This is a genomic window from Parafrankia sp. EUN1f, assembly GCF_000177675.1.
Taxonomy (GTDB): Bacteria; Actinomycetota; Actinomycetes; order Frankiales; family Frankiaceae; genus Parafrankia.
In genome coordinates this window covers 1-19,205 of record NZ_ADGX01000040.1, presented here as the reverse complement: position 1 = coordinate 19,205, position 19,205 = coordinate 1, and the positions used below count along the sequence as shown (strand labels likewise).

Annotated in this window: 14 protein-coding genes; 6 read left to right on the top strand and 8 right to left on the bottom strand. The window is 71.3% G+C overall.

The features are described 5' to 3' along the window. Nucleotides 1-118 precede the first annotated feature (118 nt). Both FREUN1FDRAFT_RS14335 and FREUN1FDRAFT_RS14330 read left to right on the top strand, forming a co-directional pair. Nucleotides 119-1,387 (top strand): aspartate kinase, encoded by a 1,269-nt coding sequence (locus FREUN1FDRAFT_RS14335; protein WP_006540800.1) that lies wholly within the window; start codon nt 119-121, stop codon nt 1,385-1,387. Between the two features lie 88 nt (nt 1,388-1,475). Further along, a complete protein-coding gene (locus FREUN1FDRAFT_RS14330) occupies nt 1,476-2,537 on the top strand; it encodes an aspartate-semialdehyde dehydrogenase (protein ID WP_006540799.1) in 1,062 nt (353 codons plus the stop codon). Between the two features lie 680 nt (nt 2,538-3,217). On the opposite strand, the gene FREUN1FDRAFT_RS14325 is transcribed toward FREUN1FDRAFT_RS14330, so the two are convergent. From FREUN1FDRAFT_RS14325 to FREUN1FDRAFT_RS14300, 6 genes are all read right to left on the bottom strand, one after another. Then, nucleotides 3,218-3,421 (bottom strand): cold-shock protein, encoded by a 204-nt coding sequence (locus FREUN1FDRAFT_RS14325; RefSeq protein ID WP_006540798.1) that lies wholly within the window; start codon nt 3,419-3,421, stop codon nt 3,218-3,220. A gap of 332 nt (nt 3,422-3,753) precedes the next feature. After that, nucleotides 3,754-4,803: an aldo/keto reductase gene (locus FREUN1FDRAFT_RS14320; RefSeq protein WP_006540797.1), complete on the bottom strand. Its 1,050-nt coding sequence runs from the start codon at nt 4,801-4,803 to the stop codon at nt 3,754-3,756. A gap of 458 nt (nt 4,804-5,261) precedes the next feature. Continuing rightward, nucleotides 5,262-6,797, bottom strand: a complete 1,536-nt coding sequence (locus tag FREUN1FDRAFT_RS14315; protein ID WP_006540796.1) for a CYTH and CHAD domain-containing protein — start codon at nt 6,795-6,797, stop codon at nt 5,262-5,264. 198 nt (nt 6,798-6,995) lie between these two features. Beyond that, nucleotides 6,996-7,832 (bottom strand): CPBP family intramembrane glutamic endopeptidase, encoded by an 837-nt coding sequence (locus FREUN1FDRAFT_RS14310; protein ID WP_006540795.1) that lies wholly within the window; start codon nt 7,830-7,832, stop codon nt 6,996-6,998. 573 nt (nt 7,833-8,405) lie between these two features. Beyond that, nucleotides 8,406-9,413 carry a cytochrome d ubiquinol oxidase subunit II gene (locus tag FREUN1FDRAFT_RS14305; protein WP_006540794.1) on the bottom strand — a complete coding sequence of 336 codons (1,008 nt, stop codon included), beginning with the start codon at nt 9,411-9,413 and terminating at the stop codon, nt 8,406-8,408. Continuing rightward, on the bottom strand, nt 9,410-11,071 hold the full coding sequence (locus FREUN1FDRAFT_RS14300; protein WP_006540793.1) for a cytochrome ubiquinol oxidase subunit I: 1,662 nt from the start codon (nt 11,069-11,071) through the stop codon (nt 9,410-9,412). Before FREUN1FDRAFT_RS14300 ends, FREUN1FDRAFT_RS14305 begins: the two co-directional genes overlap by 4 nt. A 172-nt stretch (nt 11,072-11,243) precedes the next feature. Here FREUN1FDRAFT_RS14300 and FREUN1FDRAFT_RS14295 point away from each other — a divergent pair, with 172 nt between their 5' ends. The 4 genes from FREUN1FDRAFT_RS14295 (at nt 11,244) to FREUN1FDRAFT_RS14280 (ending at nt 16,591) form a co-directional block, all read left to right on the top strand. Next, nucleotides 11,244-11,765 carry a BlaI/MecI/CopY family transcriptional regulator gene (locus tag FREUN1FDRAFT_RS14295; RefSeq protein ID WP_006540792.1) on the top strand — a complete coding sequence of 174 codons (522 nt, stop codon included), beginning with the start codon at nt 11,244-11,246 and terminating at the stop codon, nt 11,763-11,765. A gap of 440 nt (nt 11,766-12,205) precedes the next feature. Beyond that, on the top strand, nt 12,206-12,979 hold the full coding sequence (locus FREUN1FDRAFT_RS48005; protein WP_006540791.1) for a hypothetical protein: 774 nt from the start codon (nt 12,206-12,208) through the stop codon (nt 12,977-12,979). Then, entirely contained in the window at nt 12,949-13,503 is a 555-nt protein-coding gene (locus tag FREUN1FDRAFT_RS48000; protein ID WP_006540790.1) for a M56 family metallopeptidase, read from the top strand. The genes FREUN1FDRAFT_RS48005 and FREUN1FDRAFT_RS48000 overlap by 31 nt, the downstream gene beginning before the upstream one ends. Nucleotides 13,504-13,756: 253 nt before the next feature. Then, on the top strand, nt 13,757-16,591 hold the full coding sequence (locus tag FREUN1FDRAFT_RS14280) for a phosphoenolpyruvate carboxylase (RefSeq protein ID WP_006540789.1): 2,835 nt from the start codon (nt 13,757-13,759) through the stop codon (nt 16,589-16,591). On the opposite strand, the gene FREUN1FDRAFT_RS14275 is transcribed toward FREUN1FDRAFT_RS14280, so the two are convergent. Both FREUN1FDRAFT_RS14275 and FREUN1FDRAFT_RS14270 read right to left on the bottom strand, forming a co-directional pair. Further along, a complete protein-coding gene (locus FREUN1FDRAFT_RS14275; protein ID WP_006540788.1) occupies nt 16,481-18,100 on the bottom strand; it encodes a DHA2 family efflux MFS transporter permease subunit in 1,620 nt (539 codons plus the stop codon). The genes FREUN1FDRAFT_RS14280 and FREUN1FDRAFT_RS14275 overlap by 111 nt on opposite strands. A 777-nt stretch (nt 18,101-18,877) precedes the next feature. Beyond that, the gene (locus FREUN1FDRAFT_RS14270) at nt 18,878-19,204 is read right to left on the bottom strand and encodes a transglycosylase family protein (protein WP_050795867.1); all 327 of its coding nucleotides are present in this window, start codon (nt 19,202-19,204) and stop codon (nt 18,878-18,880) included. Between the last annotated feature and the right edge of the window lies 1 nt (nt 19,205).

Below are 19,205 nucleotides of genomic sequence, written 5' to 3'. Positions count from 1 at the left end.
GAACACAGCCGGCAGGCCGTCGGTCGGATGACACCGATGCCACCCGGGACGTCCAAGCCGCCCAGGTCACGGAGCGCGACCGGGCGGAAGTGCCCCCGACCTCGGTAATCTGGCACGCATGGCGCTCCTGGTCGCGAAGTTCGGCGGTTCCTCGGTCGCGGACGCGGATCGCATCAAACGGGTCGCCGAGCGGATCGTGGAGACCCGCCGAGCCGGTAACGACGTGGTGGTCGTGGTCAGCGCGATGGGTGACACCACCGACGATCTGCTCGACCTCGCCGAGCAGGTCAGCCCCGTCCCGCCCGCCCGGGAACTGGACATGCTGCTCACCGCCGGTGAGCGGATCTCGATGGCGCTGCTGGCGATGGCGATCACCAAGCTCGGCGCGGAGGCGCGTTCCTTCACCGGCTCCCAGGCCGGGGTGATCACCGACTCGGTGCACGGCAAGGCCCGGATCATCGACGTGACCCCGGGCCGTATCCGCACCGCGCTGGACGAGGGCGCGATCGCGATCGTCGCCGGCTTCCAGGGCGTCAGTCAGGACACCAAGGACATCACCACGCTGGGCCGCGGCGGCTCCGACACGACCGCGGTGGCGCTCGCCGCCGCGCTGAACGCCGACGCCTGCGAGATCTACACCGACGTGGACGGCGTCTTCACCGCCGATCCGCGCATCGTGCCCGATGCCCGCCGCATCGAGCGGATCTCCTACGAGGAGATGCTGGAGATGGCGGCGTGCGGGGCGAAGGTGCTCATGCTGCGGTGCGTCGAGTACGCCCGCCGATACAGCGTCCCCGTGCACGTCCGCTCCTCGTTCTCGTCGAAGCCGGGCACGTGGGTCACCGAGACTCCGGAGGCACAGCTCGTGGAACAGGCCATCATCCGCGGCGTCGCGCACGACCTGAGCGAGGCGAAGGTGACCGTCGTGGGCTGCCCGGACAAGCCGGGCGTGGCCGCGGCGGTGTTCCGCGCGGTCGCCGACGCCGACGTCAACCTTGACATGATCGTGCAGGTCGGCTCGGTCGCCGGCTCCGGCCGGACGGACATCTCGTTCACCCTGCCGAAGACGGACGGGAAGACCGCGCTGGAGGCGCTGGAGAAGGTGCACAACCAGATCGGCTTCGAGCGCACCCTCTACGACGACCACATCGGCAAGCTGTCGCTGATCGGCGCCGGGATGAAGTCGCATCCGGGGGTGTCCGCTCGTTTCTTCGGCTCCCTCGCCGACGCCGGGGTCAACGTCGAGATCATCTCGACGTCCGAGATCAGGATCTCGGTGGTCGTGCGGGACACGGACCTGCCCGTCGCCGTGCGCGCCGTGCACAGCGCCTTCGAGCTGGGCGACCCGGACGAGAGCGCCGTCGTGTACGCGGGAACGGGTCGATGAGCGCTCCTCGCGGCAGCAGCTGCCGCCGCGGCGGCAGCGACGGCAGCGGTGACAGCAGCAGCAGTGGACGGACAAGCGGAGGCAGGCAATGAGCGACATCCCCCAGCGCCCCACGCTGGCCGTGGTGGGTGCGACCGGGGCGGTGGGCAGCGTGATGCTCGGCCTGCTGTCCGAGCGCCCGGACGTCTGGGGTGAGATCCGGCTGGTCGCCTCGGCCCGCTCGGCCGGGCGCACGCTTCGGGTACGCGGCCAGGACGTGCCGGTCCAGGTGTTGGCACCGGAGGTGTTCGACGGCGTGGACATCGCCGTCTTCGACGTGCCGGACGAGGTGTCCGCACAGTGGGCTCCCGTCGCCGCGGCGCGGGGAGCCGTCGCCGTCGACAACTCCGGCGCGTTCCGGATGGACGCGGACGTCCCCCTCGTCGTGCCGGAGGTCAACGCAGCCGCGGTCGCGGACCGCCCGCGCGGCATCATCTCGAACCCGAACTGCACGACCCTGTCGATGATCGTGGCCGTCGGCGCGCTGCACAGGGCCTTCGGCCTCGAGTCCCTCTTCGCCACCTCCTACCAGGCCGCGAGCGGGGCCGGGCAGTCCGGCATCGACACGCTGTACGACCAGCTCCAGCTGGTCGGCGGCACCCGGGAGCTGGGGCAGGCGGCCGGTGACGTGCGCAAGGCCGTGGGTGAGGACGGCCTCGGCCCGTTCCCGGCGCCGCTCGCGCTCAACGTGGTGCCCTGGGCCGGGTCGCTGAAGGACGGCGGCTGGTCCTCCGAGGAGCTGAAGATCCGCAACGAGTCGCGGAAGATCCTCGGCATGCCGGGGCTGCGGGTGTCGGCGACCTGTGTGCGGGTTCCCGTCGTGACCACGCACGCCGTGGCGGTGCACGCCCGCTTCACCCAGCCGGTCACCGGTGAGCAGGCGCGGGAGGTCCTGACGTCGGCTCCGGGCGTGGCCGTCCTGGACGATCCGGCCGCCGGCCAGTTCCCCACCCCGGCGGATGTGGTGGGCACGGACCCGACCTGGGTCGGGCGTATCCGTCAGTCGCCGGATGATCCGCATGAGGTCGCACTTTTCGTATGCGGGGACAATCTACGCAAGGGCGCCGCGCTCAACACGCTGCAGATCGCCGAACTGCTCGCTGCCCGCTGAGGTCGGTCGGCCCCGCCGGCGCGGGGCTACCGGTCCGGGCCACCGGTCCGCCGGCGGTAGCGATCAGCACTGAACGTCACTGCACGCGATTGGCGCGATGCGAATTGCGCACGCGCCCGGTCCAATCATGATCCTGTGAACATCCTATGAATCATGAAGGATCGACGCTTCAGCGCTCCCACCACCCGGTCGGCGCGACGCACCACCGGACACGGGGCTGTCACGGAACGTGACATCAACCCAGCATGGAGCAGCACCGGGCCGCACCTCGGAACGCGATATTTGCGTCAGGAAGTATTCCCGACATCATCTTTTTCGGTTCCGACCAATCAGCGAGATGCTTGCCGACTACTCCGCGAATCGATCGACCCAGCTGGGAACGAATGACATCCGTTATTCGTCTGCCCGCCACGGCATACCGATTCCGGCAACGAGATGACGCCAGATCCCGCAACTACATCAGGACGGATCCTGCACCTGGATCACACCGGGTCGGTACGCCTTCTGGTGAACGACCGCCGCAGCCGGCGGAAGCCCCAAGGCGGGCCACCCGGACAGATCAGAACGCCACCGGCAAGAGCGACGCCATCGCCCTGACATCACCAAAAAGCGGTCAGCCCGCTCACCGGAGTGATCCGACGAGCGGGCTGACCGACCTTGGTTCTACTGCTACTCGTGGCTCAGACGACGCGGACGGCGTCGGCCTGCGGGCCCTTCTGGCCCTGGGTCACCTGGAACTCGACCCGCTGGCCCTCCTCGAGTGCCTTGTAGCCGTCCATCACGATTGCGCTGTAGTGGACGAAGACGTCAGACCCGCCGCCGTCCACGGAGATGAAGCCGAAGCCCTTCTCCGAGTTGAACCATTTCACCGTGCCCTGAGCCACGTGCCGTTCTCCCTGCTGGTGCAGTCAGGACCCGCACCGCGCGGGCCCCGGGCCGGAACGCTTCGGCGATAGGATTCGCCGCCGCGTTGTTCCGCTGTGTCTCGGTTGAGACACGAACTGACGAACCCCGGCCACGCCTGACGCTACACGTACGCGGCCCCGGACGGGAGTCCTCCGGCAGAAGAAGTCCACTTCACGGCTCGGCATTACGAACATCCACTTCACCGTGGCGGTGTGTCACAGCGCACTCGATCGAAGTCGAGCAGCTACCGGAACAGCTCTTCGCAGGCCTTCGCAGCCCTTCACCGAGCGCCGAAGTAAGGACTCCCAACTCACACGAGTGCGCTGCCGGGCAACGCGGGGCTCTGGCGCGCGGGGCCTTCTCCGGCGCCATGACGCTCGATCGCGGTGGCGATCTCATCCAGGTCGCCGCCGCTGAGAACCACCTCGCCACCGGCCGGCAGCCAGGCTTCGATCTGGTCCGGACGCCGGGCCCCGACAATCGCGGCGGTCACCCCATCGAAGGACAACGTCCAGGCCACAGCCACCGCGGCCACCGTCGTCCCGTTCCGGTCCGCGATGGGGCGCAGCGCGTCCACCAGGGCCAGGTTCCGATCAAGCGCGGGCCGCACGAACTCCGGGGACCGATGGCGCCAGTCATCCTCCGGGAGCGACTGCGAGCGCTCCAGCGACCAGCGGCCACTGAGCAGCCCCGACTGCATCGGGCTGTAGACGATCACTCCGATGTCCCGCATCGCACAGTAGGGCAGGAGATCCGTCGCGGCCAGCCGGTTGATCATCGAGAACGGCGGCTGCAGGACGTCGACACCGCCCACGGTGGCCGCCTCCTCCAGCTGGCCCACCGAGAGGTTCGACACACCCACCGCGCGGACCTTGCCGGCCGCGCGGAGCTCATGCAGAGTGCCAACCGCATCGGCGATCGACGTACCGTCCTGCGGCGGCCAGTGCAGCTGGTAGAGGTCGATACGCTCGGTCCGCAGCCGCCGCAGCGAGGCCTCGACCTCCGCGCGGATCGACGAGGGCGCACCGACCCGCTCCGGCGGCCGGGAGAAGTCGCTCTCGTCCCAGACCAGACCGCATTTGGTGAAGATGTAGGGCCGCTCGTCGGCGGGGATGTCGGCCAGCGCGCGGGCGACCAGCTCCTCGGAGTGGCCGAGCCCGTAGACCGCGGCGGTGTCGATCCAGTTCACCCCGGACCGCACCGCGGCGCGGATCGCCTCGACGGCCTCGGCGTCGTCCTGGGCCCCCCACCCGAACGCCCAGCCCGACCCGCCGATGGCCCATGCGCCGAACCCGACCCGGGTGACGGACATGTCAGTCCTGCCGAGTCGGACGGTCGGCAGCGATTCATGAGCGGTCATTCGGCATCTCCTCGTGAACGTCGGCGCCTGACCCTGGGGCGCCCACCGGACTGCGCGCTGGCGTGACCAGGCTCCGGTGGCTCCGGGCCGCCGGAACGCGGGGACCTAGCCACCGCTCGCCGGACGCCCACCGACACCATCTGGCGCCTGCCGACGTCTGCCGCGCGCCCGCCAGACGTCTCCAGGCCCGATGCTGCCCGACCCGCGCCACGTCCGCCCGTCAAGGTGGCCGGCCACACGCCCGTGATGCGCCGCCACGAGACGAAAGTCACACGCGAGCTGGCCCTCACGAACTACCGCGGACCAGAACCTACCGGGACGCGGACGTCACAGGAGCGGCCGTGGCGCGGGCGAACGTCAGAGGGCCGAACGTCACACAGACGAACGCCGAACAGACGAACGCCGCACGGGTGAGCACCGCACGGACGAGCACCGAACGGGCGAACGTCGCACGGGCGTCAGCGGAACCAGCGGCGGTGGCGGCGGGCGGAGGCCGCCGGCCACAGATCGAAGAAGTCCCGTTCGGCCGTGCGGGCCCGGTGCTCCTCCAGCCCGAGCAGCACGCCCAGCGTGAAGGCGGACGGGTCGCCGGCCTCCTGGGCACGCACCCCCCAGCCTCGCAGCAGGCCGCGGGCGATCGTCGCGTCCTGATGTGTTCCGAGCAGTTCCTGCATCGACTCGGCGAGCCGCGCGAACGCCGCCGCGGACGAGCCGTAGACCGGGCCGACCGCCTCGGCCGCGTAGCGCAGCCGCTTGGCCTGCTTGCGCGCCGAGTGCAGCAGCTCGTCGCGCTCAAGGCCGATCGGCAGGTCACCGGCGCGGGCCACCTTGCGGGTCAGCCGGCGGTCGGCGTCATGCAGCAGACCCGGCAGGATCTTCTCGGCGGGCTTACGGGCGGACCCGGTCAGCGGCGCGTTGACGAGCGCGATCAGATCCTCGAGAAGCTGCAGATAGCGGGCACTGCGCAACATCGCGAGCGCCTCCTCCCGCGCCGCGTTCTGGTCGGCGGCGAGATGGCCGGAGACGACCGCGGCCGCGTCGCCACGGACCAGCTCGGCGGGCAGCTCGGCGAGCCGCTCGGTGAAGTAGGCGATCTGCACCTCCGCGTCACGTGCGCCGGACAGCGCCCCGGCCAGGTCGCGCAGCTCGCCGTCCAGGTGCGCGACGAGCTCGGCGGGGAAGAAGGGCGCAAACGTCCGCAGCGTGCTGCGGGTCCGGCGGCAGGCGACCCGCATCCGGTGCACGGCGTCCGGGGCGTCCAGCCGCACCCGCGGGTCGGTGGCGAGCAGCGTCTCGACCTGGGCGATGAGATACGCACGGATCACGGTGCCAGCCGGGGTGCGGCGGCGCAGCTTGGCCGCGGCGGCGGGCACATCCGGGCCTGGCGCCTCGGCGAGTGCCGGGCCGAGCACCTGAGCCAGCTTCGAGGCGGAAGCCGAGCGGCCGGCCCCGGCGGCCAGCAGCACCCGCTCCACCTCGTCCAGCAGGGCGGGATCGCCCGCACCGAGCTCGACCTCGATCTCGCGCCACTTCTGCGCACCCGCGGCCGAGCCCAGGATGGTGGCGGACACCTGATCGTCGACAACCTCGGCCAGATCCGCACCCGCGTCGTCCCGCAGGCGCCGGGCCGTCCGCAACGTCACCAGGCGGGCGACCGGACGCAGCGCGGCTCCGCGCAGGTACGCCGTGACGAGATCAACGAGGTCGGCGGGCACCGGGGCGCCGTCACCGCCGAGCGGGCGCTGGATCTCGTCCCGCGCCCCGGGGGCGACGGGAAGCTTCAGGTGCCAGCCGGCATCGGGCCCGCCGGTGCGCCGGCGCAGCGTGATGCGGTTGCGGGCCAGCCGCAGGTCCTCGGTGTCGTGGTAGATGGCCTCCAGCGTCACCGCACGGCGGGTCCGCGCCGTCGAGACGCCGGGCACCTGGGCCAGCTTGGGCAGCATGAAGCCCGGATCCACCGAATACTTGCGTTCGATCTCCCGAACCGAGCCCATGCCGGCTCCCTCCCCGTCGTGAGTCGCCCTCGCCGGGACGATCAGTTGGACACCGGACGCATCGGCACCGGGCATCTGCCGCCAGGCAGCCCCCTGGACACGGAAGGGACCCGGCAAGGCACAACACACAACGCAGCCGCAGGCACGTTGCGATCTAGACAACTTTTGTTTGTCTTTTGTTTACCTTAGCGCGGAACGCTACCTCGGAACGGGGATCCACGAGACCTTTCCGGCAAGAATCACGTATCCGACGAAGGCAACACTGTCGATGAGTGTGTGTGCAATCACCAGGGGTAGCACCCGACCGGTGCGCTGGAAGATCCGCCCGAACAGCAGCCCCATCGCGACATTGCCCGCGAACCCGCCCAGCCCCTGGTAGAGGTGGTAAGAGCCGCGCAGCAGCGCGCTCGCCAGCAGGGCGGAGTTCGAGCGCCAGCCCAGCTCGCGCAGGCGGACGAGCAGATAGCCGGCCACCACGACCTCCTCGGCCAGCCCGTTCTCGGCCGCGGAGGCGATCAGCACCGGCACCCGCCACCAGACGTCCGGCAGGCTCGACGGGGAGACCGTGAGGTTCGCGCCGCTGTGCCACGCCGCCAGGTAGAAGGCGAGCCCCACCCCTCCCACCACCGCCGCCAGCGCCGCCCCGCGCAGGCCGTCCCCCCACGGTCGACGCCGATCGAGCCCGATGGCCGCGGCGCCGCCGCCGTGCCGGCCAAGCAGATGGCACACGAGGAACACCGGCACCAACGCGGAGGCGATCGACGCGAGCTGCAACGCGAGATCAAGCCAGGGCCGACCCGGCGCCGCCGACGAGTTCAGGCTCGCGACCTGTGAACGCACCGACTTCTCCGCGGTGAGCACACCGACATAACGGATCAGCGCGAACAGGCCGGAGGATGCGAACGAGACGCCCAGAACGAGGAGGACCTCGTTGCGCAGCAGCCGGTGGCCGAGCGACTCCGCACTGCCCTGGTGGGCCGGCGCCGGCTCCGACGCCGGAGCCGACGCCGGAGCCGGCAGGCTCGTCGTCGTCATCGCCGTCGGAGGCGGCGCGGCTCCTGTGGGCACGGCGGAACCGTCCGCTCGACTGCTACCGGAGCTGGCCCTCATCACCTGACGAAGGTAGTCGCGCCGCCGAAACGACTCCCGCTCCGGGAGCCGCCACCACCGTCCGCACCTGCCCTGGTCCGGCGGGCGCGGCCGAGATCGTCACCGCTCGAAGATCATGGGATTTCGGTCGTCCCAACGACCACGATCCTCAACTCTTGCCCGGTCGCAACGGTTACCCAAGGTGCGACCCGAGGTCACCGCTTGAAGATCATGGGATTTTGGTCGTCCCGACGACCACGATCCTCAACTCTTGCCTGCCGGCAACGACTTTCCGAAGCTCGGGATTCCGCCACGGGCTCTGCGCCAAGATCCTCGACTCTTGCTCGACAGCAAAAACAGTCCCAGCCCCGGCGGCGCTGTACGCACCCCTGACGCAGCGCGGCCCCGACGCAGCGCGGCCCCGACGCAGCGCGGCCCCGACGCAGCGCGGCCCCGACGCAGCGCGGCCCTGCGCCGGCAGCGTGCCGACGCAGGGCCGCTTCCCGGGCCGGTCCCTCGTCAGGACCTGGCCTCGGGGCTGGACACCTCCGGGCTGGAGAACAGGCGGAACAGCATCCACAGTGAAGGCACCAGGATGACGAGCCCGCAGCAGACCGCGATCAGCATCGCCACGATGTTGGCCGAGGGGGCGGCGGCCGAGTCGACCGTCGCCTGGCCCATCACGAGATCCGGGTACTGCGCGGCGGCCCAGCCCCACAGCACGCCGGCGACCGCGAGACCCGCCGTCACACGCGCCGTCGTGAACCTGTGCCGCCACAGCGCCACCAGCGAGGACACCCCACCGATCGCGGAGATCACGACGAACGGGATCGAACGGTCGACGAACCGATCCGCGACCACCGGCGCCTCGGACCACAGCAGAGGCAACAGCGCGGCGGCAAGCAGCCCGGACACGACCGCACCGCCGAGCGCGCGCCGCCGGAAGCCCGGGACCAGATGCGCCGTCTCGGCGCTGGCGGCCGCGTCGCGGCACAGGTACACCGCCGCCAGGAAGGCGGTCACCGCGAGCGCGAAGACACCGCAGAGGATCCCGAAGGCGCTCTTCACCGGGGTGAGCGGTGCGCCTTCGGCGACGTCACCGGTGGCGAGCGCGGCGCCAGCCACCCCGAGGGCGACCGGCGTGATCGCCGACGAGACCGCGAACACGTGACCCCACCAGTGATCCGGCCCGGCGGCGCCTGAGCCGTACGCCCGGTACACGTAGGCCGCGCCGCGCAGCACGATGCCGGCGAGCGCACAGATCAGCGGGATCTCCAGGGTCGAACCGACGACACCGAACGCCGCCGGGAAACCGCTGAACATCATCACCACGACGAAGATGAGCCAGACGTGGTTCGCCTCCCAGATCGGGCCGAGCGCCGCGGAGACGAGCCGGCGCTGGTCCGCGGCATCACGGCCGCGGGCGAACAGGTCCCAGACCCCTCCTCCGAAGTCGGCGCCGCCGGTAAGGGCATAGGCGGTGAGCCCGAGCACCATCACGATGGCGAGCAGGTCCGCGGCGGTCATCGGGCGTCCCCCTCCTGCCCGGCACGGCCCGCGCCGGGACGGCCCGCGCCGGGACGGCCGGGCGGCTCGGTTGTCAGGGCGTCGAATCCGGAGGCTTCCGACCTCGCGGAGCCGCCCGGCAACGCGGACTGTTCCGGCAACGCTGAGGCGTCCGGCCTGGCAGAGGCTTCCGGCGCCGGCGCGGGCTGGCCCGCCGGCGCGGGCCGTGCATCCGGAATGTCCGGTGTGGTGGTGGTCTCGGCGATGGCGCCGCCGAGCACCGGCCCGCCGGTCGCCATCCGGCGCAGGATGAGCACCAGCGCGACCGCGAGGCCCAGGTAGAGCAGGACCGTCCCGGTGAAGATCACCGGCATTCCCTCGGTGGTCGTCACAGCCTCGTCCACCCGCATCCGGCCGTAGACGATCCAGGGCTGACGGCCGCCCTCGGTCACCTCCCAGCCGGCCATCATCGCCGCCACGGAGGCCGGGCCCGAGGCGACCGCCGCCCACAGCCACGGTCTGCCGGTGGGCAGCAGCGGCCGTTCCCCGCGCCGGCGCCGGCGCCAGACCGCGATGCCGGTGGCGCCGGCGAAGGCGATCAGGGCACAGCCGAGCCCGACCATCACGTTGAAGGCCAGGTGCACCTGGCGCGCGTCCGGCCGTTCCTCCGGGGGCACCGCCGACAGGCCCGTGATCTCGTGATCGGCGCTGAAGCCCTCCATCAACGACAGCAGGTTGGGGATCTCGATCCCGTGCCGGACCTCGCCGGTCTCCTCGTCGTAGATCCCGCCGATGGTCAATGGGGCGTGTGTCTGGGTGTGGCCGATCCCCTCCATCGCGGCGAGCTTGATCGGCTGCTTCTCGCCGACCACCCGGGCCGCGATGTCGCCGACGACCAGCTGCAGGGGGGCACAGACGAGCAGGACGGTCAGACCGACGCGCAGTCCGCGCTGGTGATACGCGTCGCGCCGGCCGCGCAGCAGGCCGACGGCATACACCCCGGCGACGATGCCGCCGGTACACATCAGCGCAGCCAGCAGCATGTGGACGAGCTGATGCGGCGCGGTCGCGGCCAGGAACGGGGCGAACGGCTCTGCCGAAACGACCTTGCCATCGACCTCTGTGATGTGACCGGGGGTGTTCATCCAGGCGTTGGCCGTGATGATGAAGAGAGTCGACATCGTCCCGGCGATGGCGATCGGCCACAGCGTCATCCAGTGGGCGCGCGGCGAGAGGCGCTTCCAGCCGTACAGGTACATGCCGATGAAGATCGCTTCGGTGAAGAACGCGAAGCCCTCCAGGGTGAACGACAGTCCGAGCACACCGCCGTACCGGGCCATGAAGGCCGGCCACAGCAGACCGAACTCGAAGGACAGTGCCGTCCCGGAGACTGCGCCGACGGCGAACAGCACCGCGAACGCCTTGGACCACTTGCGGGTGAGCGCCAGCCAGACCGGGTCACGGGTGCGGACCCAGCGGCCTTCGACGAACAACAGGAGCCACGGCATCCCGACGCCGAACACCGCGAAACAGATGTGGAACGCCAGCGAGATCGCGGTCTGCGCGCGCGCCAGGTCGGTGGACAGTGCGCTCGCGCGGGTCACATCCGCAGCCAGCGAGAGCGTCTCGACGTGGGAGAACACCGCGACATCGGTGAGAACTGCGGCGGCTTGGACCATCGGGGCCTCCTACACCGTGGGTAGCAGCGAGCCCGTCGCGTACTTCTACGTCCCGTAGAAAATTCTACGAGATGTAGAAGATTCTACGTTCGGTAGAAGATTTTTTGTTGTGAGATCGAGCGACCTGGCCGAACTTGCAGGCAGGAAGTTCTACGCGGCGTAGGATCGGTCTATGGCTCGCCTGGGTGACCTGGAACGGTCGGTCATGGACGTCCTGTGGTCCGCGGATGGCTGGCTGACCGCACGTGATGTCGCGGCCCGCCTGCACCACGAACGCGACCTCGCCTACACCACCGTGCTGACAGTGCTGGAGCGTCTGGAGCGCAAGGGCTTCGTGCGCCGCCAGCGCGCCGCGCGCGCCCACCGCTACGCGGCGGCCGACAGCCGGGAGACGGTGGTCGCCGAGGCGATGCTGGAAGCTCTGGGCACCGCCGACGACCGGGGCTCCGCGCTCGTCCGCTTCGTCGGCTCGGTCTCCGCGGAGGAGGCCGAGATCCTGCGCCGCGCGCTGGAGCCGACCGGCCCCGCCGGCACGCCCGGGGCGGATGCCGAGACCACACCCGGCGCCGCGGGCGGCAGCGGCGAGCAGGCACACGCGTCCACCAAGGCCGCGGCGGCCGGATCCGACGGCGGCCCGGCGCGAGCCGAGGCCGGCACCGACGTCGACCTCGACGCGGAGACCTCGAGCGCCTGACACGAGCAGCGCGCCTGACACAGGCGCTTCCCCACTCCCTCGCCCCGCGACCGCCGGGCCGCAGGCGAAGAGTTGAGGATTTTGGTCGTTCGGACGACCACGATCCTCAGATCTTGCTCGGCAGCAGGGGCAGGAGCTACAGCCAGCCGGGAACGGCCCTGGCAGCCGGGAACGGCCCTGACGCGGTACGACCCGGGCACGGGCCACCAGTCGTGACCGCACGACGACCGGCCCGGGCCCGCACGCCCGCGCTCCCGCACTGGTCATTTCGCCGCACGGGACCTTTGGCCATGACCACTGTCAGGGGACTACCGGACGTCACCGAAGTCACCCGCCAGCGGCCCAAAACTGCGATGACCAGCGCATTCGGTCAGATGGGGCTCGCGGTCGGCGCGCAATCGTAGTCAGTCCGGGTGCAGAGCGGTAGCGTCAGGCTGGACATGACGACCGCGGCCCTTCTCGCCCTGTTCGCGTGCGCGCTGGCATGGCCGGCCCCACGCCTGCTGGCCGCCGCCCGTTGGCCGCACCGCTGTCCGCGCGCCGCGATCGTGCTGTGGCAGGCGATCGGCCTGGCCGGTGGGGTGTCCGCACTGCTCGCCGCGGCGGCGTTCACTGTGGCCCCGTTGTCGCAGGGCATCCCCGCCGCGATGGCCGACCACGCGGCCAATCTCCTGGCCGGCGAGCCACTCGTCGGGCTCGGCCGGATGAATCTCATCGGTCTCGCGATCGCGGCCGCGCTGGCCGCCCGGCTGTTCGGCGTGTTGGCCGTGTCGACGGCGGCGACGCTGCGTGAACGTCATCGGCACCGGCACCTCGTCGATCTAGCCGGTCACCGGCACCGCGACCACAACCACGATCACATCCACGGCCACGGCCACGGCCGCAGCTCCGGCCACGGCCAGTCCGCGGGATCAGGGACGCCCGCAGGCGTCCCGAACGCGGGCCACGCCAACCCGGCCGACCCGGCAGGTCCAGAAGGCGACCTGGCAGTGCCGATGGGCGCCCCCGCGGGGCCGGAGGGCGGCCTGGCAGGGCCGATGGGCCTGAAGGGGGCGGTGCCGAGCTTCCCGGCGAGGGGTGCACCCTGTGCCTGCACCGGGCCCGCAGCGCCGCCTGGCTGCGCATTCTCGACCATCCGGTCGCCGTCGCCTACTGCGTTCCCGGCGGCCGGCACGCGCGGGTCGTGGTCTCCGAGGGGCTGTTGCGGACGCTGACGCCGGAGGAGCTTGACGCTGTCCTCGCGCACGAGGAGGCGCACGTCGCCGGCCGGCATGACCTGGTGATCCAGCCCTTCATGGCCTGGGAGCGCACCTTCCCGTTCCTGCGCCCCGCCCGCGAGGCCACCGCCGCGGTGTCGCTGCTGGTCGAGATGCTCGCGGATGACGCCGCCGCGCAGCGGACCAGTGGGCGCACGCTGGCGCGGGCACTGGCCCGGCTCGGGGTGACCCGTGCCGCGGTGCCCGCCGGAACGCTGGGGGTGACCGGCATGCCGCCGGGCAACGCTCCCGAGTCGCTGGCGGCGCTGGGCGTCGGCGGGGCCGGCCGCCTCGTCGCCACGATGACCACCTTTCTCGGCGAAAGCCCCGGCGCCCAGCGGCGCAGTCCCGTGCACACACCTGTTGTCGCCCGGATCTCCCGGCTGCTCGACCCCCCGACGGTCCCGATCTGGCTGCCCGGCGCGGCCTACCTCACCGCGGTGGGGGTGTTCCTCACCCCGGTCCTGTTGCTGATCCTCTGAGAGACGTCCTTTGACCAGTCGCCCCGGCCCGTCGTCGCCCGCATCGGAACCAGACGGCCCCGCGGCCGGCGCGCAGGCGGGACCAAAGTCGCAACCACCACCGAAGTCACAACCGACGTCACCGCCACCAACGCCGACGTCACCGCCGCCGGCGGCGCCGACGGCGCCGGCCTCGTCGCCGTCGTCGCGGAGCCGGGCGCAGGACCCGGGTGGTTTCTCCGGCGGTGTCTCCTCCGACGCACGCCACGCGGCAGTGCGTGCCGACGTGCGCCGGCTGGGAACGCTGCTCGGTGAGGCGCTCACCCGCCACGAGGGCGCCGAGCTACTTGACCTGGTCGAACGGGTCCGGCTGCTGGCCCGCGGTGAGGACGCCGGCGCCGAGCTCGCCGCGGTGCTCGACGAGGTCGACGCATCCAGGGCGATTCCGCTGGCCCGGGCGTTCAGCGCCTACTTCCAGCTGGCCAACATCACCGAGCAGCTGCACCGCTCACGGGAGATCTCCGACCGGTCGAGCGGGCGGCTGCAGGCGCTCACCGAGCAGATCGCCGACGCCGTGGCCGACGGCAGCCTGGACCCGGGTCTGCCCGCCGAGGTGATGCGGCGCCTTGAGCTCCGGCCGGTGTTCACAGCGCATCCCACCGAGGCCAGCCGACGCTCCGTGCTGGACACCCTGCGCGGCATCGCGGATCTGCTCGACGCCTCCGATGATCCGCGCCGCCCCGGCGCCGGCGACGAGCGGCTGGCCCGGCGGCTCGCCGAGATGGTGGACGTCCTGTGGCAGACCGACGAGCTGCGGGTCGAGCGGCCCAAGCCGGCGGATGAGGCCCGGTCCGCCACGTACTACCTGGGGTCGATCATCACCGAGGTCCTTCCGGACCTGCTGGAGGACCTGGACCGGGCGCTGGCCCGGATCGGCGTGGAACTGCCGGTCACCGCCCGCCCGCTGACGTTCGGCTCGTGGGCGGGCGGCGACCGGGACGGCAACCCGAACGTCACCCCGGCGGTCACCCTTGAGGTACTGAACCTTCAGCACGAGTTCGGCATCAGGGTGCTCACCGCGGCGCTCGACCGGCTGGTCCGTGAGCTGACCGCGTCCACCCGGGTCGTCGGGGAGATCGGTGCCGGGCTGCGGGCCGCGCTGGCAGCGGACCGGGCGGCGCTGCCCGAGGTGTACGACCGGTTCATCCGGCTCAACGCCGAGGAGCCCTACCGGCTCAAATGCAGCTACATCCTGGCCCGGCTGGCCGCCACCCGGGCCAGGCTCGCCGCCGGCTCCCCGCATGTGCCGGGCAAGGACTACCTGCGGATCACCGAGCTGGTGGACGAGCTGGAGCTCATGCGGGCCTCCCTCGCCGCCAGCCACGGTGAGCTGGTGGCGAACGGGCCGCTGCTGCGCGCGATCCGGACCGCGAACGCCGCCGGGCTGTCGTTGGCGACACTCGACATCCGTGAGCACGCCGACGCCCATCACGCGACCCTCGGCGCGATCTACGACCAGCTCGGCGAGCTCGACGTCCCCTACGCCAGCCTGGACCGACCGGCCCGGCTCGCGCTGCTGGTGGCGGAGCTGGCGGGGCGCCGACCGCTGCTCGGCGCGGTCCCGCCGCCGCTGCCGGAACGCGCCGCGCGGACCTTCGAGCTGCTCACCACGGTGCGCCGGGCGCTGGACCTGTACGGCGACGGTGTCATCGAGAGCTACATCGTGTCGATGACCAGAGGCGTCGACGACATCCTCGCGGTCGTCGTCCTCGCACGGGAGGCGGGGCTCGTCGGCACGGGCCGCTCCGCGGGAGCGGAAACCGGCTCGGGCACCGCGGCCGGCACGGGCACCGCGGCGGGCACGGGCACCGCGGCGGGCACGGGCACCGGGGCGGGCACGGGCACCGGGGCGGGCACGGGCGGGGCGTGGGCGCGCATCGGATTCGTCCCGCTGTTCGAGACCGTCACCGAGCTGCGGGCGGCGGGCAGCCTGCTCGAGCGGCTGCTCGCCGATCCGTCCTACCGCTCGCTGGTCGCGGCGCGTGGTGACGTGCAGGAGGTCATGCTCGGCTACTCGGACTCGTCCAAGGACGCCGGCATCACCGCGTCCCAGTGGGAGATCCACAAGGCGCAGCGCGAGCTGCGGGACACCGCGCGGGCCCACGGCGTCGTCCTGCGGCTGTTCCACGGCCGGGGCGGCTCGGTCGGCCGTGGCGGTGGCCCCTCCGGGGAGGCGATCCTCGCCCAGCCGTACGGCACCCTGGACGGGCCGATCAAGGTCACCGAGCAGGGCGAGGTGATCTCGGACAAGTACATCCTGCCCAGCCTCGCCCGACAGAACCTGGAGATCGCCCTGGCCGCGGTGGTCGAGGCCTCGGTGCTGCACCGGACCTCGCGGCAGCCCGATCAGGTCCTCGCCGGCTGGGACGACACGATGGCCGCCGTCTCGGACGCGGCGCAGGGCGCCTACCGGTCGCTGGTGGCCGATCCGGCGCTGGTGCCGTTCTTCCTCGCCGCGACGCCCGTCGACGAGCTGGGGAACCTCAATATCGGTTCCCGGCCGGCGCGGCGGCCCGGTGGCACCGGGGGGCTCGCCGACCTGCGGGCCATCCCCTGGGTGTTCGGCTGGACGCAGTCACGGATCCTGCTGCCCGGCTGGTTCGGGGTCGGCTCCGGTCTGGCCGCTGCGCGCGCGGCCGGAGCCGGCGACGAGCTGGCCGAGATGTACCGCTCCTGGCACTTCTTCCGCACCTTCCTCGGCAACGTCCAGATGACGCTGGCCAAGGCGGACCTCACGATCGCGCGCCGCTACGTGTCCACCCTGGTGGACCCCGCGCAGGCAGGCCTGCTCGACGTCATCCGGGCCGAGTACGACCGCACGGTACGCGAGGTCCTGAGCGTCACCGGCCAGTCGGAGCTGCTGGAAACCGCACCGGTGCTGCGGCACACCCTGCAGGTCCGGGACGCCTATCTCGCCCCGCTGCACGCCCTGCAGGTATCACTGCTGGCCCGCACCCGGGCCGCCGGCGACGACGCGGATCCCCGCCTGCGCCGCGGCCTGCTGCTGACCATCAACGGCATCGCCGCCGGCCTTCGCAACACCGGGTGACGCCACTGGCACCGCGGACCCCACTGACCCTGCTGACCCCACTGACCCTGCTGACCCTGCTGCCCCTGCTGACACTGCTGACGCCACCGCGCCGGCGACGCGCCGGCGACGAGGCGCGGTCGTCAGGCCCAGGAGCAGGGTGGCCGCGCTGGCGGCGACGACGACCCACCGGCCGGCCGGGCTCATCGCATCGATCATGGTCGTCGACACGCCCCCGCCCCCAGCCCCACCTGCCGCCGCCGTGACGGTGACCGCCGCGACGGACCCGACCAGTGCGACGCCCAGCGACTGGCCTACCTGGCGGCTCGTCGAGGCGACCGCCGCGGCCACTCCAGCCTGCTCGACCGGCATGCCGGAGACCGCGGTGTTCGTGATCGGCGCGTTCACCAGCCCGAAGCCCGCCCCGAACACCACGTAGGCGATCAGCAGCTGCCCGGTCGAGCTGCCGGCGTCGAAGCCGACCATCGCGAGGCTGCCCAGCGTGAGGCCGACCCCCGCCGCGAGCAGCGAGGGCCTGGGACCGAACCGCGCGACCGCCCGCCCCGACAGCGGCGCGCCGATGATGATGCCCGCCGCCATCGGCAGCGTCACCAGGCCCGCATGCAGCGGTTCGTAGCCGCGGACGTCCTGCAGGTAGATGGTGTTGAGCAGCAGCGAGCCGCCGAGCGCCCCCAACGCGCACACCGCGGTCAGCGTCGCCCCCGAGAACGACGCGACGCGGAACAGGCGGACGTCCAGCAGCGGTTCCTCGCGGCGGGACTCGTAGCGCACCAGCAGCGCCACCGCGACGCCGGCGCCGGCGAGCAGGCCGAGGGTCCTGGCGGACGTCCAGCCGGCCTCGGGCGCGGCGATGAGTGAATACGTCAGCGCGGCGAGAATGAAGATCACGAGTACCTGGCCGACCGCGTCCAGGCGCCGTGGCCGCGCCGCGCGTGACTCCGGCACGTACAGCTGGGCCAGGGTCAGGGCGATCAGGCCGATCGGGATGTTGATCCAGAAGATCGAACGCCAGCCGACCCACTCGACCAGGACACCGCCCAGTACCGGGCCGAGCGCCATACTGATACCGATCACCGCCCCCCAGACGCCGATGGCCCGCGCCCGCTCGCGTGGGTCGGTGAACGTGTTCGTGATGATCGACATCGCCACCGGGTTGAGCATCGAGCCGCCGACGGCCTGCACCATCCGGAACGCCACCAGCCAGTGCAGGCTGGGCGCGATGCTGCACAGCAGGGAGCCGAGGGTGAACAGCGCGAGACCGGTCTGGAAGATCCGGCGGCGGCCCAGCCGGTCCCCCATCGAGCCGGCGAGCATGAGCAGGCTCGCCAGCACGATGGTGTAGCTGTCGATGGACCACTGCAGGCCGGCGGGGGACGCGTCGAAGTCACGCCGCAGCGAAGGCAGCGCGATGTTCACGATCGTGTTGTCGAGCCCGACGATGAGCAGGCTCATCGAACAGATCCCGAGCACGGCGAGCCTTCGGTTCCTGGTCAGTTCGGCTTCGACCATCGGACGGATCACCTCCGGGGCGGATGGCGGCTCTGCACCCCTTGCGGCGTCGGGGGCAATTGTTTAGCTTATAGCAACTAATGGATGAGGCTTCCCGGATCTTTTACCTCGCCCCGGATCACCCGTCCACCCGTCTCGGGCACCCGGGCACCACGTGCTGCCGCCACTGCCGCCGCTGTCGCCACCGCCGATGCCGATGCCGATGGCCACTGACCACTGGCCGCTGGCCGCTGTCGCCGTCGCCGTCGCCGTCGAGCAAGATCCGAGGATCCTCGTCACCCAGAGAGCGCGTAGCAAAATCCCGAGAAGTAGCGGATCCGGGCCCACCGACATTGACCGGGCAGTCCACACCCACCCGCCGCACGGCGACCCGCCGGGCATCCCGCGCCGCCACACAGCGCCAACAATTCACACCAATAGCGGCAGCCGGGACATTGACAATCCGCAAGAAGTGGGGATTTCGGTCGCTGCAACAGCCATAATCCTCACTTCTTGCTCGGACGCAGTGGCGGCAGCGGACGCCCGAGGCCCGGGATCCTGCGACGGGCTCCAGAACGACCAGAATCCTCAGGTCTTCGGACTCCCCGAGCGGGAGCGGGCGGCGCCTGTCGGCTGCGTGGACGCGGAAACGCCGATACGCCCGGACGTCTTGTGGACGTCACGGGCGCACCGGCGTCATGCCTGGGACGGTAGCCCCAACCCTGATCCACACCTCACCCAGCCACAGCCAACCTACGAAGGTCGCGCGACACGGGATCAGCGCATTGATCGATCAGCTCAGATCTTGTGACCCCAGCACGGCTTCGAGCTCACCCACGGACTCGAACCCTGCTGCGCATACAGAATATGCGCACGCTTCCACTGCTCAGCCACACTCGCGTTCTGCGGCAGACCCTTACCACCCACCGCATGCCACGTGCCCGGCATGAACTGGAACAGCCCACCAGCACCAATCGAGTTCACCACACGCGGATTACCACCGGACTCACACGGCACCACAGCACTCAGGAACCTGTGCGCATCCGGCCGCGCCGCGGCACTCGCCGGCTGGGACATCGCGATACCGCCACCAATCGTCGCCGCCAACACCGGCGCGACCAGCAAA